Below are 14,490 nucleotides of genomic sequence, written 5' to 3'. Positions count from 1 at the left end.
TTTCTAACTAAGCCTGTAATTTAAAGTCTTTCCTGCTAATACTTCCTCTCTGCTTAGTCCTATCTCAACAAGATAATCCTTTGACATTTCTATAATCCTGCTTCCAGTTGCCTGGTCAAACTCTATTAGTTCATCTATACCAAACTCTGAACTGCATATTACAGGCTTTTTATTTAAGTATCTGTGATTTATAATCTCAAACATGATGTTTATATCTGTGTCATTTACTTTATTGTTTTTGATTACTCCCTTGAAAATGTCGTCTATAAGCAGTACAGACGCATCCTTGTATTTACTAACCTCTTTTTGATAGTAATCTTCGTCAATCATGTTTTGTTTAAGTCTAGTTATTACATCCCTGTAAGGCATATACAGAACTCCTACTCTGTACTTCTTCATTATGTTGTTTGCTATTGCTATACTAAGATGCGTCTTTCCTGCTCCTATACCTGTTTTCTTTCCTGCTATATTCTTACTCAAGAATGTTATACTGTTTTTTCTTAAGTCTTTCAGGTCCATAAAGTGCTTAACATATGTTATAGCTGACTCTTTAGCTTTTACTACTGTTTCATGTCTTCCTTCTGTTTCAAACTCCTTAAAGCCTATTTCAAGAAAATCCGAACTAATTCCTGACTCTTGGAGCATTCTTTTATATGTTTTAATCTCTCTACATTTGCAAGGTTTTGATGAAGTTATTCTTCCATCTTCGTCATACATGTCTATCCACTCAGTATCTTTGCATAATTCACACTCATATGAGGTCGCTGTCGTCAATCTCTCCTGTTCCTTTGAATCCAATGTGCGACAAATCAGGCCCTTTGATTTCATTTCCAGGTATTTCTTCTCGAATATGTTTAGAGTTGCTGCTGCTTGCTCCATCATGTTCACCTCCTAGTTTCATTCCTCCGTCTCTCTGCCAGTTTTGCAAAATACCATCTACATAACTTTTCGTTCGTTTTCCTTTTCTATCAGCTTCTAATAATGCATTCTTGCACCATTCAAAACCATATTGTTCTAAATTACTTTGTATCCATTGAGCTGTTAATGCATTAGCCATTCCTATACATTGTTGATACAAAGTAGCTAATTCTTTGAACTCGTCAATACCATCTTCTTCTGTAGCTGACAATTCATCTTCTGAAGTTAAACTACTACTACCATTTTCTTGTTGTTGTTCTTCTTCTTTTTCTTCTTCTTTTTCTTCTTCTTTTTCTTTTTGCGATTCGGTATCCATACTGTTTCCATACTGTATTGATACTGTATTGATACTGTATTTGTACTCGTTCGACAACTGTATATATATGTTTACAAACTCTTTGTTTTTAACTTCCATAAGTTCCTTTTCAACTCTTGATTTAACTTTTGGACTATTTGAGCCATTGTATTTTATCCAATTGAGCAACATGATCTCTTTTGTGCTTTCACAGTATAATATTTTCTTATACTCTATAAATCTCTTAAGCAGCTTATCTATTGTTTCTCTGTTGTACCCTGTTTCTATCTCCATAATTCTCTTAGGTAGTTCATAAATGCCACACTGTGATGTTTTGCTGTTTGTCATAAGATAGAGATAAAAGTATTTTTCTTCTGGAGTTAATTCCAGTACAAATGCATCTTGCCAAAATGTTATTTGTACCTGTCTGTATACAGCCAATTTATCACCTGCTTTTTAAACTTTTTTGAATATAAATGGTATATTTTTGAATATATTGTTTATACTATTAATAACAGGGGAACTATAACCGCGTTGGTTGTATTGATTTTTTATCAAAGGCTTTTTTAGCCTGTTCCCCTTGTATACCTTAACTTAATGTTTTACTTTTGCCCTTAGCTCCCAACTAAGGGTGTTCCATTTTTATAACTCTGAATAGTGAATAACCTTTGAAAGCTGCTTAACTGACTTACAGTATTCACATTCACCACATCCATTCGGTTCTATCTCACCGTTTTTTATTTGTAGTATTCTTGGAAGATTTGATTCTATTTTCATAAGCTCAAACTCTATCATTTCTGTATCAAATCCTATTACAGCTTTATCAGGCGGATTTTCTTTAGTTACTGCAGCTATTAAACCTTCTAAGTATGAATCTCTACCAGTTCCCAACTTTTCTATTTCTGAGTAAACTGCAATCTGTGTTGTATATCCATAATGCTCTATAAAATTTACATATCTTTCGTGATAGTTACTCCAAAACTTATCATGTAATCCTTTTACAACCTTTAAATCAGAAAATCTACCTTTGTCCGGATTATAACTATCAATCATTATTTTCCATGGTACTCCGAATAGTTCTGCTGTCATTATTACTTCCTTCTGACCTTCAAGAGCCATCATCATTAAACGATCTGATTGAATAGTTTTTATTACATCATCTAAATTTTGATACTTAGCATATAATCCACCATCTTTCTTATATAATGCTGAGTTTTCTTTTTTAAATTGTTCTAGTGTCCCTTCATTCCATGCATGAACATATTTTCCAGTTAGGAGAGCATCAGATTCTTCTTGCTTATACTCTCCTTTTATCTTTGCTAATGCTCTAGCTTCACACTTTAGAAAATCCTTATACTGACTAACAGACATATATTGCTGATTGGCTTCTTGACTAAAGTAGTTGCTACTGTCCAATTTCAATCTGTTCACCTTCTTTGACCACTTCATAATCAACATCTACAACTTGCTCGAATTCTTCTTCTAAGCTTGATCTTTTTATTTCTGATTTTTCTTTATTATCTTTAAATTCAAAGCCTGAACCTTCTTCAAATGCTTGTTTTTGTTCTATGCTGTCAAAGTCTAGTTCTATGAGTTTGCATAATCTTCTCAACACTGTTTTCTTGTACATTTCACCAGTTGAGTCAGTCCATGCTTTGCCTGATGATTGTTTTGAAAATGTCTTTCTAACGTGCTCCATTTCTTCAACGCTCATTGTTTCGTACATCATAGATCCATCTTTGAAAAGTGCTACTGCGAATGCTCCTAATATCGTTCCATTATTAAACATCTTAGGTTTAAAAGTTATGGTCTGCTTTCCGTCTTTAATTTCTTCTTGAAACTCGTCACCCTCACGTACAAGCTTTGCATATATATCTTTAATAGGATTGATACTATACTTCTTCGCAAGCTTAATTTCGCCCTTATAATCAGTCTGAAAGTTTAATTGATTACCATATGGTATTGCATAACATTCACGATTGAAGAAATCTAATCCTAAAAAAGCTCCTTTAAGCATTGTTCTCGCTACTGTGATAGGTTCAACCTTATCTATTCCTTTTGTATCTTGTAATACTGTCATGCAGTTCTGTAAAAATCTAGTTTGATTAAATCCTTTTGGTAGTGCTTCCGACTTATTGTCTAGTAACTTCTGTAAGTTGCTATGAATTACAGTTAATTGATTTTCTGCCATCATATAACCTCCTTCAATTGCTTATATCTCTCAAGCTCTATTTCAAGCATCTCAATTTTTTTATTTATAAGATTAAGTTCAGAAACACTTTCCACAATATGCTGTCCAGCTCCTAGCTCATAGTCGTAACACCAAACACTCATTTTTTCTTTATCGTCTAAGTCTCCTAATGTAATTCCAACCGTTCTATTTCCTTCTTGTTGCCACTTTCTTAATTCGTGTATATCAAACTTAATATCACCCTTATAGTTACTCATTCCTATTCCTCCTCAATCTTTCTTAATAGTCCGATCGCTTTATCTTGCATTGGTTGAACGTAATTATAAAACGTTTCATCAGATACACTGTTTTCAGTTTCTATATCGTGTAGCAAACTGTATATTAAATCAACTTTGTTTTTTAAATCTCTCATGTGTACCTCCTTGTATTAATTTCCGTTTTCGGATATAATACAGATAATTGAATTTTTACATTTTCCTTATTGGACCTTTTCTGTTCCAGCAGACTGGTCCTCTTTTATTTCCGTATAGTAAATTTTTAGTTCTCTTCCAGTTCCTTTACCGTAACAAATGAGCTTTCTTCCTGTTGCTGTTTGCAATGCTATCCCTCCTATTCTTTTGGCATTTTAAATACTCTAAATTTGCAGTCATTCATTTCTCCATCACAACTAATAAAATCTTGTATCTGATCTAACACTTCAATTGCTCTTTCTTCTGTTTCGTAAGTTCCCAATCTTATAACTGTTGAAGTTGTTCCTATGGTTTTAAAAAACTTTATAACAGGATTTACTGCATCTGTTTGAACGATTGAATATTTATCGTTTGTCTTTTCAATTAATAATTTATTTGCTTTTGCCAATGAACTTTTGTTTTGACTTCTAATCCACATCTTTACACCCCCTCGCTAACCTCTTAGTTAGTGTTAAATAAACTAAATCCATTATTATATTTCTTTTTCTGTAAACTCGTGTTTGCAATCCATACATTTCCAGTGACTAATTCCTAACCATACCAATATTCTTAATACATTTCTTTTCCCACATTTTGGACATTTTTTCATTTAATACACTCCTCTTTAACATATTTCTAAGCAACCAATCACATTCTGTAAATTATCCATACTTCCCACGTTAACTGTCTACTTAATACTTTTCTAGCTTGTCCCTCCCAAGTGTGGTAAAATTTACTTAAAAGGGGGTGTTACATATGTCATTTAAAGTAAAAGGTTTTGATAAGTTAGAGAAACAACTTAAACAAATGGAAAAGGCTGCTAAAGACCTTGAAAAAGAAAAATACATACCATTTGAAAACCTATTTACAAAATCATTCATGCTAAAATATACGAACTTTACTACTTTTGATGAACTACTAGAAGACGGTAATTTTGTAGTTAATTCTGAGGAAGATTTTAAAGCTATTCCAGATGATGAATTCGATAAACATATTGCTGCTACAACTAGATTCAGTAAATGGGAAGATATGCTTAACCACGCAACAGAAATATATGTTTCGAAAAAATTAGGCCTCTAGTATTTCTATTAATACTTTTGTTTTATCAATGCAGGTTGTTTTAACTTTCAACTCACATCCTGCATTATTTTTTATTTTTCCTAGAAGATTGTCATCTATTTTTGTTATTACTTCTACTTTTAAGTCCTTATTATCCACCTTTCCCACCCCCTACATTGCTATTTTCTGTAATTGCTCTAGTATCTCTTTTACGTCTGCTTCATATAATTTAGCTGCTATTTTATACAAATCATCTAAGTGTCCGAATTTCTCAGCATATTTGATTACTGATAGCTTGTCCTTCTTCTTTTCTTGTTTTAAATTGTAGCCTTCACATCTAGCTTTTAAATCAATCGAATACACTTCTCTGAACCTATCGTATAGTTCGTTCCATCTTAGGCTATAATTAGCCTTCTTGTGTCTTACAACCTTATTCAAAACATTTCTCTTGGTGTATACGTCTATATCTTCTGTAATACCTTTGATAACCTCTGTCTTGTACTCTAACTCGCTTTGAAGCTCAATCACTTTGTTTTGATGTTCTATTAGCTTAACATTAGCAATTTGTAGTGCTCTAGCCATTACTGACTCTGGACTATTCCATTTCTTTTCAAGTTCTATAAAATACTGTCTTGCAATCTTGCCTTTTTCTGTTTTTTGTAGCATTGCTAATTCTTTTGCCATGTCTATTGTTATTTCATAGTCAGTAGCTTCATAATCTCTTCCATTAGCATGTCGACTTATTTGTCGATATGCTCTGTAGTCTACATTTTCAATAAATCCGTAATCTGCATATCTTCCAAACCATTTCATAAATTCTCCATGTGGTCTGTCTAAGAACCCCCACAAATCTCTTGCACTTGCCGTCTGCCTGTCGCCTTGATAATTAATTTTTATCAATTCATTCACTGCTTGTCCCTCCTTAAAAATTAATAACTTCTCTACCTAGTTCTGTCACTCTTATGGAACGTGGAATATTCTCCATCTTTTCGATATATCCGAACTCTTCTAGTATCTTTATCCGTCTATGTATTGTTTGTGTAGATTTTACTTTCGTGAGTCCACATATTTCTCTAGTGCTTGGACTTATTTTGTTTTTATCTATATACTTTGCAATTACTTGTAGCACATTCCTAGGGGTTACCATGCTTGTCCCTCCTTTACAAAGTTAATGACTTTAGATGATTCTACTAAGATATTATTTAGTGTATTTTTAAGCTCGAAATTCTCTTTTTTCAATACTTCAATTTCTCTTTCAAGCTTACGTCTATGGATTGGAGAAAATCTTTCTGGCTTTACTCCTTCTAACTCTAAAATATGTTGTTCTGTAAATCTTATTGCTGGTATACCTTTAACCGGAGTTATTATTCCATTTAAACGATAATTTTCAATTGTCTTAGTGGTTACTTGCCATCTTTCTGCAAGGTCTTTTTGAGTTAAAAGCTTGTCCACTATTAGACCTCCTTTAACTTATTTTTAGACTTTTAAAAATATCATCAATTGAACAGTCATATAGTTTACTCATTTTTTTTATTACTTCTTTCGAAGGACTTCTATGACCAGTTTCAACTTTATAAAGCATACTTTTGCTAATATCAAGTGCTTTGACTGCATCATCAGTATTGATTCCTAGTTTTATTCTTTTAAGCCTTATTGGTGTCAACTTCATTTCATCACCTCTCTTCAAAATTTATGATATTTGCTATCACTGTATGTGATTATAATATCACTGTATGTGTTTTGAGTAAAATTCAATTATATCACTTTTCGAGTCATTTTAAAACACTTTTAGTGATTATTCTTGTATTTCTTAATTTATCTCAAAATTACTTAAAATTCCTATTGATTTTATCACAAAAAGTGTTATTATATATTGCAAGAGGTGATTTTAATGTTAGGAGATAAAATAAAAAAATTAAGAAATGATAAAGGATTAACACAAAAACAGTTAGCCAATAAATTAGAAGTAGCTCAATCTACAATAGGTATGATTGAAAGAAATGAAAGAGGAGCAGGCAATGAACTATTGGTTAAATTTGCAGATTTTTTTAACGTATCTACTGATTATTTACTTGGTAAAGATGAGTACGATTCTTTAATTGAACATGAAGTAGCCAAAGACTTTATATATCCTTTAATAATGTTTCTTAAAAAAAATAGTTCTTTATTAAAGAAGAGAATAAATTCTTTCCTTAATGATTATGGATATGATTACATTGAAGATGAATTTACATTCGAAGAAGCTGAAAAATTTTATTATGATAAAATAATTCGATACGACTATAACAGTATTTTGTCTGAAATAGAGAAATTAGGACTTTCATACAAATTAGATGAAGATAAAAAAATAATTATTTATATTAAAAAGTCAAATGAAAGTAAAATAGATGAAAATAAATCAGTAAAAAACACTTTACCTATAGTACCAGAAGAATTTACTAATCCTGAGGAAGCACGTGCATATGTAGACAAACATCAGATTTTTGGTTCAAGTGGTTTTGATGCTGATAACTTATCTGATGATGAGATTTTGGAATTTGCTAATGAACTTTTAAGGCAAATGGAGATTATTAGTTATAAATATAAAAAGTAGACATTCAAAAGGGGGACTATAAAATGGAATGGATAGACGAAATAATTATAGGTTTATTGGATATTTATGCCACTTCTTGTCCTTATGAATTATGCACAGCGTTAGGAATTAAAATAATTAAAACTTCACCAACTAATGTTATTTTACTGGGTAATGAAAGTACATATATAAGGGAACATTTAGGATACGAAACTATTTTTCTAAGAAACAATCTTACAGAAAAAGAAGAATTATTTTTTTTAAAACATGAATTAGGCCATGCCATATTACACCCAAATATTAAAAATTCATATAATAAACATTTAATTAATAAATATAAACTTGAAAAACAAGCAAATTATTTTGCTTTAAAACTGCAAGACTTAAATATAGATGAAGTACAATTTAGAGAAATGACAATAAAGCAAATCGCCAGTTACATTGAAGTTCCTTATACAGCTTTAAAACAACTGGTTAATATTTAATTCATTTTGCGAACTTATGTTCTTGGAGTAAAAAATAAGCGAGGAGGGAATGTTGAGTGCAATATAATATAACATATAGAGAAAAGGATAAAGGCATACAAGTAATAATTAGCTACAAAAATCAAAATGGAAAATGGCAACAGAAAAGTAAACAAGGATTCAAAAAGAAGGGAGAAGCAAAAAAATATGCAGATAAAATGCTTGAACAATTAAAAGAAAATATTACTTTTAACCCACCAAGTGAATTTGATGGCATAACTTTTGAAGAGTTTGGACAACGTTATTTAGAGCATATGAGATTATATAGAGAACCTAAAACTAATGAATCTACCAAAACAGTATTGAATAGATTCTCAGGGTTAAATAACCTAGAAATGAATAAAATAACTGCCTTAGATATACAGGAAATAGTAGATGAACAAACAAAAGAAGGATTAAATTCTAATACTATAAGCTATTATCTTAAAAAGCTTACAATTATATTTAATTCTGCAAAACATCAATACAATATTATTAATTCTGTGCCTACAAAAAATGTTAAAGTAAACAAACCTAAAGATATTAATAAAAAAGCTTTAACGGATTGTGAAGTTACAAAGCTTTTAGATACTTTCAAGAATAATAAATACTATTTAATAGTTTTCCTAGCAGTAAAAACAGGAATGAGAATAGGTGAAATACTAGGATTAAAATGGAGTGATATAGACTTTAAAAGTAATATCATTACAGTTAACAAACAATGGAAGAAACTTAAAGACGGATCTTATAATTTTGGAGAATTAAAAACTAAAAATTCAAACAGGATAATTCCCATTTCTCATTCAACCTCAAAAGAATTACTAGACTTTTTAAAAAGTAAAAATGTAATTAATATAGATAAAAGAATTTTAAATTTTAAAAATAAAGAATCAGTTATATCATATGTTAACTCACTTCTTAAAAAACATGATTTCGATATTTCAATACATGAATTAAGGCATACCTTTGCAACAAAATTAATTGCAAGTGGATTGGATTTCAAAACAGCAGCGAATATACTTGGTCATGATATAAGTCAAACAATGAAAACATATTCTCATGTTAATAATGATATGATGGACAAAGCAAAAAATTTAATTGAGGAATTTTTTTAAAATAAATTTTTGACGAATTTTTGACGTTTCAAAGCACAATGTGTATTTTTAAAGCTTTTACAATGTATATTTCCCTTACTAAGATGTAAGATGCGAGTAAAGTAACAAAAAACAATCCTTTAGTGAAACGAATTTTGAGCTTTCCTATAAGTAGTAAAAAAAGCTATTGCACAACGAACAAAATAGCTCGTTTGCAATAGCCCCTTTTCATAGAAAATCTTTTCTCTATCCTAATTATTTTTATTTGTTCAAATAAAGTGTATTTATTCTTTCCATAGCTTCACTATGTAGCTTATATGATGTCTCATATAAATCATCCAGATTTTCCATACTGCCTAGAACACCGTTCTTGCTTTTAATATATTCTGTAATTCCTTTCACTGCTTCAATTGTTACAGTATGAGAGTCGTCTTTTAAAATATCATTATATACATCATCTAATTCATTAATAACTCTAAAGTTCTCATCAATCATTCCATCAAATATATTTGGATTTACAAGCTTCCAGATACAAACCATATAGTTTATCTTAATATCTTCAACATATGGTGAATCCGAATAATTCATTAGAAATTCTTCATATTTTAACGTTCTTTCCTTCAATTTGTTTGCACTTATAGAAAGATATTCTTCTACCGTAGTGGGTTCATTCAATTCTTTAGTCATAATATCAAGATAAGTAGCTGTCATATCTGTTACTTTATCTTCGTAACTATCCTTCAAAACTTTATAGTCCATCACTGGATAATAAGCTCCTTCTGCACTAGCTAACCCATAGCCCCTTTTAAATAGTTTTTCAATATAATCCGCAATTTCTTGATTTTCAAAAGCTTCTATTAAATCATATTTATTATTACCTATAATTACATAAGAACCATCAAATTTATCAATATTCTTTTCATAAGCTTGTTGTATTTCCTTTTGAACATTCAAACTATTATCAGTATAGAAATAATTAGTTTCATTTTCTAATCCTCTTTTTTGTAGCTCAATAAGCTTATATACCATTTCATCTGCAGTTTTTTCATCTGCTTTACTAATATTATCATTTATATAATTTTTAAGTTCTTCTATTTGAGGGTTTTTAACTATAAAAGCTTCAAAATCTTCTGCAACATTAAGTTGTTGTTCATCTTGATTTGCTTCAGGCTGAGTAATTTCATTCTTATTACTTTGTTCTACTCTACTAGTCGAACATCCAGTGAGCATTAAAGCTAAACATGTTAATACGATTACTTTTTTTAAATATTTTTTCATGTGTTTTTCCTCCTAATATTGAAATCTATTATCTGCAGTTTCTTTACTAGACTAATGATAGCTTCTTTTACATGCTAATTATACCAAATAGTTTCTTTTCTATCCAGCATAGATACTAAATGCTGAAAATAAGATTATAATTTAATTCTATAGTTCTATATTTCGTATGTTTATATATATTTTATTGAGGTGGTAACATGAAAATAGCTATATATTCTCGCAAATCGAAATTCACAACTAAAGGTGAATCTATAAATAATCAGATAGAATTATGCAAAGAATACGCTATACAACATTTTAATGTAACTAAATTCATAGTATACGAAGATGAAGGATTCTCTGGTGGCAATACACATAGACCTGAATATAAAAAGATGCTTAACGATGCACAGAATTGCAATTTTGATATTTTAATGTGCTATAGATTAGATAGGATTAGCAGAAATATCTCAGACTTTTCAGATACAATAGAAACTCTCCAATCTAACAATATAGCCTTCGTATCTATAAGAGAACAGTTTGATACTTCTACTCCAATGGGAAGAGCTATGATGTATATAGCAAGTGTATTCGCTCAACTTGAAAGAGAAACTATAGCTGAGCGTATTAGGGATAATATGCTCCAGCTTTCACGCTCTGGTCGTTGGCTGGGTGGAAAGACACCTACTGGATATATATCTGAAGCCATAGAGTACTATGACGCTGACATGAATAGAAAAACTATGTACAAGTTAACACAGAAACCTGAAGAATTAGAACTAGTAAAATTAATATTTAATAAATATATAGAATTTAAAAGCTTAAATCAGGTAGAAGTTTGGTCAACTACAAACAATATTAAGACACCTAATGGAAGCTACTTCAATATAAATACCACAAGAAATATATTAACTAATATGGTATATGTAAAGGCGGATAGTAAGATACATAATTACTGCAAGTCTCATAATATGGATATAGCTTCTGATATATCTGAATTTAATGGTAGTAATGGGTTAATGGTATATAACAAAAACATAATACGTAAAGGAAAAGCTAATAAACTGAGAGAGCCTTCGGAATGGATAGTCGCAGTAGGCAAACATAAAGGAATCATAGATTCATCTGACTTTCTTAAAGTACAAAAAATGCTTAAAAGAAACAAAAATAAAGCCCCTAGAGAAGGTACAAGTAAAGTAGGATTACTTAATACACTTCTGATATGTAAGAATTGTGGAAGTAGATTTAAACTAGTTTACGGTAATAAAAGAAATGATGGTACTAGACCTTATTACTATAAATGCAGATTAAAAGAAGTGTCTAAGGGTACTAAATGTAATATAGACAATTTATCCGGTGAGCTTATCGATGAACTTGTGCTTGAAGAGATAAAGCAATTTATTGTGAGTTCTAGTAAATTCTATAAAGCTCTAATAACACAAAAGCGAAATGTCCTAAAATTAAATGATTCACATAGAACTGATGTTAATTCTTTAAGAAAGCAACTTTTGGAATATCACCGAATAGCTAAAAATTTGACTTTACAGCTAGGTCAAGTTGGGAATTCAGTTGCTAATAAACATATAATTAGACAGATTGAAGAAATAGATCAAAAAATAAATACTATAAACAATAAAATTAATATATTAATAGACAGTAAAAAAGAAATTACTTTGAAAGAACAAGAAAGTATAAAATTATTGAAAAATACCTTTTCAAATTTTAATGATCTCATTTCTAAGCTTGAGCATTTTGAAAAGAAAAAGCTTGTATGTTCCATAATTGACAAAGTTATTTGGGATGGAAAGAATTTAGAGATAACAACAACTAGCTCAGAGTAGCATCACATTTATATGCATATAGCATCTGCTATACAATGGGTTATAGAAACTAAGGACCAATACAACACTAAAGTTTTAAATCTTTCTTTAGGAAGTCCAGCAAACAGCTCAGTAAATTCAGACCCATTAGTTAAAGCAGTAGATGAAGCAGTTAAATCGGGCTTAACAGTAGTAGTGGCCGCAGGAAATAGTGGTCCAGGAAGCAAAACTATTCTATCCCCAGGTAATAGTCCTGCTGTAATAACAGTCGGTGCGGTAGATGACAAGAGAACTCCTGAAACTGATGACGATACTATAGCTTCTTTTTCAAGTCGTGGCCCTACTAAGGAAGGTTTAAGAAAACCAGATGTAGTAGCTCCAGGAGTAAATATAATGTCTCTTTCAAATTCTAGTCTTGATAACTATGCTGCATCAAGTGGAACATCAATGGCTACACCTGTAGTAGCTGGTTCAGCAGCTTTATTGTATAGTAAACACAAAAATCTTTCTCCTGAACAAGTGAAGACTATGTTCAAAAACTCTTGTCATGACTTAAAGGATAAATATGAGAATCAAGGATCAGGAATAGTTGACTTGAATAAATTATTCGAGGAGCCTTTAAAAGAAAGGCCTCCTAAAGCTCCGCCTAAATCATCTCCTAAGGAAGATGCATCTGCAACCTTTGGGCTGTTTAATGAGAATATAATTATTGTGCTGCTTGTTATATTACTCCTCGTGTTAGACTTTAAGTAGATGATTGCAAAACAAAAGCCCACAAAAGTGGGCTTAATTTTCTTAATTATATTTTTTTCCTATATAATTATATGGGTTTTGAGCAACTCCATGTTTTCTAACTTCAAAGTGTAAGTGTGGACCAGTACTATTCCCTGTATTACCTACTAAAGCTATAGTTTGATCCTTATAAACCTTGTCTCCTTTTTTTACATATAACTTGCTGCAATGTGCATATCTTGTGGTGAATCCACCACCATGATCAATTTCCACCATATATCCATAGTTGCCGTTATATCCAGCAAATTTAACAGTTCCGCCATCAGCTGCTTTAATAGCGGTTCCGATTCTAGCACCTAAGTCAATACCTTCATGCATTTTACCCCATCTTTTCCCAAATCTTGATGTCAAAGTACCTCTGGTCGGCATAATAAAGGACCCAGTACCTTCTTTAGGTGGTGCTTGCTTAGTACCTTTTATCATAATTTGAGCTACCGGTTGTGAAACTAAGGTTTCCTTTATTATTTGTTTAGCAATCTCTATGCCATTATGCTTTTCAACCTTAGCTACAACTTCGTACTCTCCTGGCACACCTTTTCTTTTCACTTTCTCTTGATCTTCATACATCGATGAACTGTATTCATATTCAGTTTCAAAATCTATTTTCTCTTGATAAATCTTTTCTTCATATGTAGCTACTGTTAGATATGGTTTAGGAACAATTAGACTAATTTCATCTCCAGGATGTACAAGTTCTGAATTTTTACCCGGATTAGCTTTTTGAAGGTCTTCGACAGAAAGGTTGTATTTTCTGGAAATAGTCCAATAGTTTTCACCATTCTCTACTACGTGTGTCTTAACCTCATCTGTTCCTTTTTGTAAAGTAGCTAGTGCCTTCTCAAAATCTTCAACCTTAGACACAGGTACTTCCTTCTTCTCTATCTTTACATCTTCAACTATTTTAACTTCATCAACTTTAGAATTATCAGCTTTCATACTATCTATATAAGGCTGCTTTATCCTATCTAAAACCTGCTTTGCTTCATCTTCTGACTTTAAATATACTAAATCCTTACCATCTACCTTTAATGCAAAAGCTGCTACACTAAATGTTAGATTTGATTTTATACCCTTTTCTATAACATTATTAGCTGTAAGCTCTTTATCTTCTGCATGAACATCCTCAAATGCAAGTTTTTCTTTTATAACAATATCCAAATTATAATCTTTAGATAACTGCTTCTGAACTGAATCTATTAAATCAATAATTTCTTGTTTATCCCTAACTATTCCAATATCTTTATCTCCAAGTACAACCTTAAATGCTCTTGTTGATTTCTCATGATCAACGCTTTTTTTGAACTGTATTAATGCAAAGGATGTAAACAAAACAGCTACCACTAGGATAATACTAATCTTAGCATTAACCTTAGTCCCATTTATTTTAACTTTATGAAGTTTTCTAATGTTCTTCTCAATAGTGTCTTTTATTTTATTCATATACGAGCTGATCATATATTAGCTCCTTTCTTTTTCTCATTACATAATATGTCTGGATAATAATTCCGTAACAAATTTGTAATAAGAATGTAATAAAAAG

Annotated in this window: 20 protein-coding genes; 6 read left to right on the top strand and 14 right to left on the bottom strand. The window is 30.9% G+C overall.

The genetic code is table 11. The features are described from left to right. Positions 1-3 precede the first annotated feature (3 nt). The 7 genes from HNR33_RS14340 to HNR33_RS14310 all read right to left on the bottom strand — a co-directional run bounded on the left by HNR33_RS14340 (position 4) and on the right by HNR33_RS14310 (position 4,292). Positions 4-798, bottom strand: coding sequence for a DnaA ATPase domain-containing protein (locus HNR33_RS14340; RefSeq protein ID WP_429084545.1), 795 nt, complete (start codon positions 796-798; stop codon positions 4-6). After that, the gene (locus HNR33_RS14335; RefSeq protein ID WP_429084544.1) at positions 752-1,654 is read right to left on the bottom strand and encodes a DnaD domain protein; all 903 of its coding nucleotides are present in this window, start codon (positions 1,652-1,654) and stop codon (positions 752-754) included. Before HNR33_RS14335 ends, HNR33_RS14340 begins: the two co-directional genes overlap by 47 nt. Positions 1,655-1,855: 201 nt before the next feature. Continuing rightward, complete coding sequence (locus HNR33_RS14330; RefSeq protein ID WP_429084542.1) at positions 1,856-2,644, bottom strand: PD-(D/E)XK nuclease-like domain-containing protein; 789 nt, start codon at positions 2,642-2,644, stop codon at positions 1,856-1,858. Next, entirely contained in the window at positions 2,619-3,404 is a 786-nt protein-coding gene (locus tag HNR33_RS14325; protein ID WP_429084540.1) for a recombinase RecT, read from the bottom strand. The genes HNR33_RS14330 and HNR33_RS14325 overlap by 26 nt, the downstream gene beginning before the upstream one ends. Continuing rightward, the gene (locus HNR33_RS14320) at positions 3,404-3,661 is read right to left on the bottom strand and encodes a hypothetical protein (RefSeq protein WP_429084538.1); all 258 of its coding nucleotides are present in this window, start codon (positions 3,659-3,661) and stop codon (positions 3,404-3,406) included. Before HNR33_RS14320 ends, HNR33_RS14325 begins: the two co-directional genes overlap by 1 nt. 2 nt (positions 3,662-3,663) lie before the next feature. Next, the gene (locus tag HNR33_RS14315; protein ID WP_429084536.1) at positions 3,664-3,816 is read right to left on the bottom strand and encodes a hypothetical protein; all 153 of its coding nucleotides are present in this window, start codon (positions 3,814-3,816) and stop codon (positions 3,664-3,666) included. A 197-nt stretch (positions 3,817-4,013) separates the two neighbouring features. Next, the gene (locus tag HNR33_RS14310; RefSeq protein WP_429084535.1) at positions 4,014-4,292 is read right to left on the bottom strand and encodes a hypothetical protein; all 279 of its coding nucleotides are present in this window, start codon (positions 4,290-4,292) and stop codon (positions 4,014-4,016) included. A gap of 317 nt (positions 4,293-4,609) precedes the next feature. Here HNR33_RS14310 and HNR33_RS14305 point away from each other — a divergent pair, with 317 nt between their 5' ends. Then, positions 4,610-4,933: a hypothetical protein gene (locus HNR33_RS14305; protein WP_429084533.1), complete on the top strand. Its 324-nt coding sequence runs from the start codon at positions 4,610-4,612 to the stop codon at positions 4,931-4,933. Here HNR33_RS14305 and HNR33_RS14300 read toward each other — a convergent pair. From HNR33_RS14300 to HNR33_RS14280, 5 genes are read right to left on the bottom strand one after another with little or no spacing between them, the layout of a single operon-like run. Further along, positions 4,922-5,071: a hypothetical protein gene (locus tag HNR33_RS14300; protein WP_429084531.1), complete on the bottom strand. Its 150-nt coding sequence runs from the start codon at positions 5,069-5,071 to the stop codon at positions 4,922-4,924. The genes HNR33_RS14305 and HNR33_RS14300 overlap by 12 nt on opposite strands. Before the next feature lie 12 nt (positions 5,072-5,083). Beyond that, on the bottom strand, positions 5,084-5,821 hold the full coding sequence (locus tag HNR33_RS14295; RefSeq protein ID WP_429084529.1) for an antA/AntB antirepressor family protein: 738 nt from the start codon (positions 5,819-5,821) through the stop codon (positions 5,084-5,086). 13 nt (positions 5,822-5,834) lie between these two features. Then, positions 5,835-6,059, bottom strand: a complete 225-nt coding sequence (locus tag HNR33_RS14290) for a LexA family protein (RefSeq protein WP_429084527.1) — start codon at positions 6,057-6,059, stop codon at positions 5,835-5,837. Then, on the bottom strand, positions 6,053-6,364 hold the full coding sequence (locus HNR33_RS14285) for a hypothetical protein (protein WP_429084526.1): 312 nt from the start codon (positions 6,362-6,364) through the stop codon (positions 6,053-6,055). Before HNR33_RS14285 ends, HNR33_RS14290 begins: the two co-directional genes overlap by 7 nt. 13 nt (positions 6,365-6,377) lie before the next feature. After that, positions 6,378-6,581: a helix-turn-helix transcriptional regulator gene (locus HNR33_RS14280; RefSeq protein ID WP_429084524.1), complete on the bottom strand. Its 204-nt coding sequence runs from the start codon at positions 6,579-6,581 to the stop codon at positions 6,378-6,380. A 222-nt stretch (positions 6,582-6,803) separates the two neighbouring features. On the opposite strand from HNR33_RS14280, the gene HNR33_RS14275 reads away from it, so the two are divergent. The 3 genes from HNR33_RS14275 to HNR33_RS14265 are packed head-to-tail and all read left to right on the top strand — an operon-like array spanning position 6,804 to position 9,102. Then, on the top strand, positions 6,804-7,505 hold the full coding sequence (locus HNR33_RS14275; protein WP_429084522.1) for a helix-turn-helix domain-containing protein: 702 nt from the start codon (positions 6,804-6,806) through the stop codon (positions 7,503-7,505). A gap of 23 nt (positions 7,506-7,528) precedes the next feature. Then, positions 7,529-7,969, top strand: a complete 441-nt coding sequence (locus tag HNR33_RS14270; RefSeq protein ID WP_429084521.1) for an ImmA/IrrE family metallo-endopeptidase — start codon at positions 7,529-7,531, stop codon at positions 7,967-7,969. Positions 7,970-8,025: 56 nt separating this feature from the next. Next, positions 8,026-9,102: a site-specific integrase gene (locus tag HNR33_RS14265; RefSeq protein ID WP_429084519.1), complete on the top strand. Its 1,077-nt coding sequence runs from the start codon at positions 8,026-8,028 to the stop codon at positions 9,100-9,102. Between the two features lie 240 nt (positions 9,103-9,342). On the opposite strand, the gene HNR33_RS14260 is transcribed toward HNR33_RS14265, so the two are convergent. Continuing rightward, entirely contained in the window at positions 9,343-10,359 is a 1,017-nt protein-coding gene (locus HNR33_RS14260) for a hypothetical protein (protein WP_429084517.1), read from the bottom strand. 197 nt (positions 10,360-10,556) lie between these two features. Here HNR33_RS14260 and HNR33_RS14255 point away from each other — a divergent pair, with 197 nt between their 5' ends. Together HNR33_RS14255 and HNR33_RS14250 are read left to right on the top strand one after the other, a co-directional pair. Further along, entirely contained in the window at positions 10,557-12,179 is a 1,623-nt protein-coding gene (locus tag HNR33_RS14255) for a recombinase family protein (RefSeq protein ID WP_429084515.1), read from the top strand. 12 nt (positions 12,180-12,191) lie between these two features. Then, positions 12,192-12,911: a S8 family serine peptidase gene (locus HNR33_RS14250; protein WP_429084513.1), complete on the top strand. Its 720-nt coding sequence runs from the start codon at positions 12,192-12,194 to the stop codon at positions 12,909-12,911. Between the two features lie 42 nt (positions 12,912-12,953). On the opposite strand, the gene HNR33_RS14245 is transcribed toward HNR33_RS14250, so the two are convergent. Beyond that, complete coding sequence (locus HNR33_RS14245; protein WP_429084511.1) at positions 12,954-14,390, bottom strand: peptidoglycan DD-metalloendopeptidase family protein; 1,437 nt, start codon at positions 14,388-14,390, stop codon at positions 12,954-12,956. Positions 14,391-14,490: the final 100 nt, after the last annotated feature.

This window comes from Brassicibacter mesophilus (genome assembly GCF_050433385.1).
In the GTDB taxonomy this organism is placed as follows: domain Bacteria; phylum Bacillota; class Clostridia; order Tissierellales; family Proteiniboraceae; genus Brassicibacter; species Brassicibacter mesophilus.
Note: the sequence above shows the minus strand (reverse complement) of the source record. Positions and strands in the feature narration are given on the sequence as shown.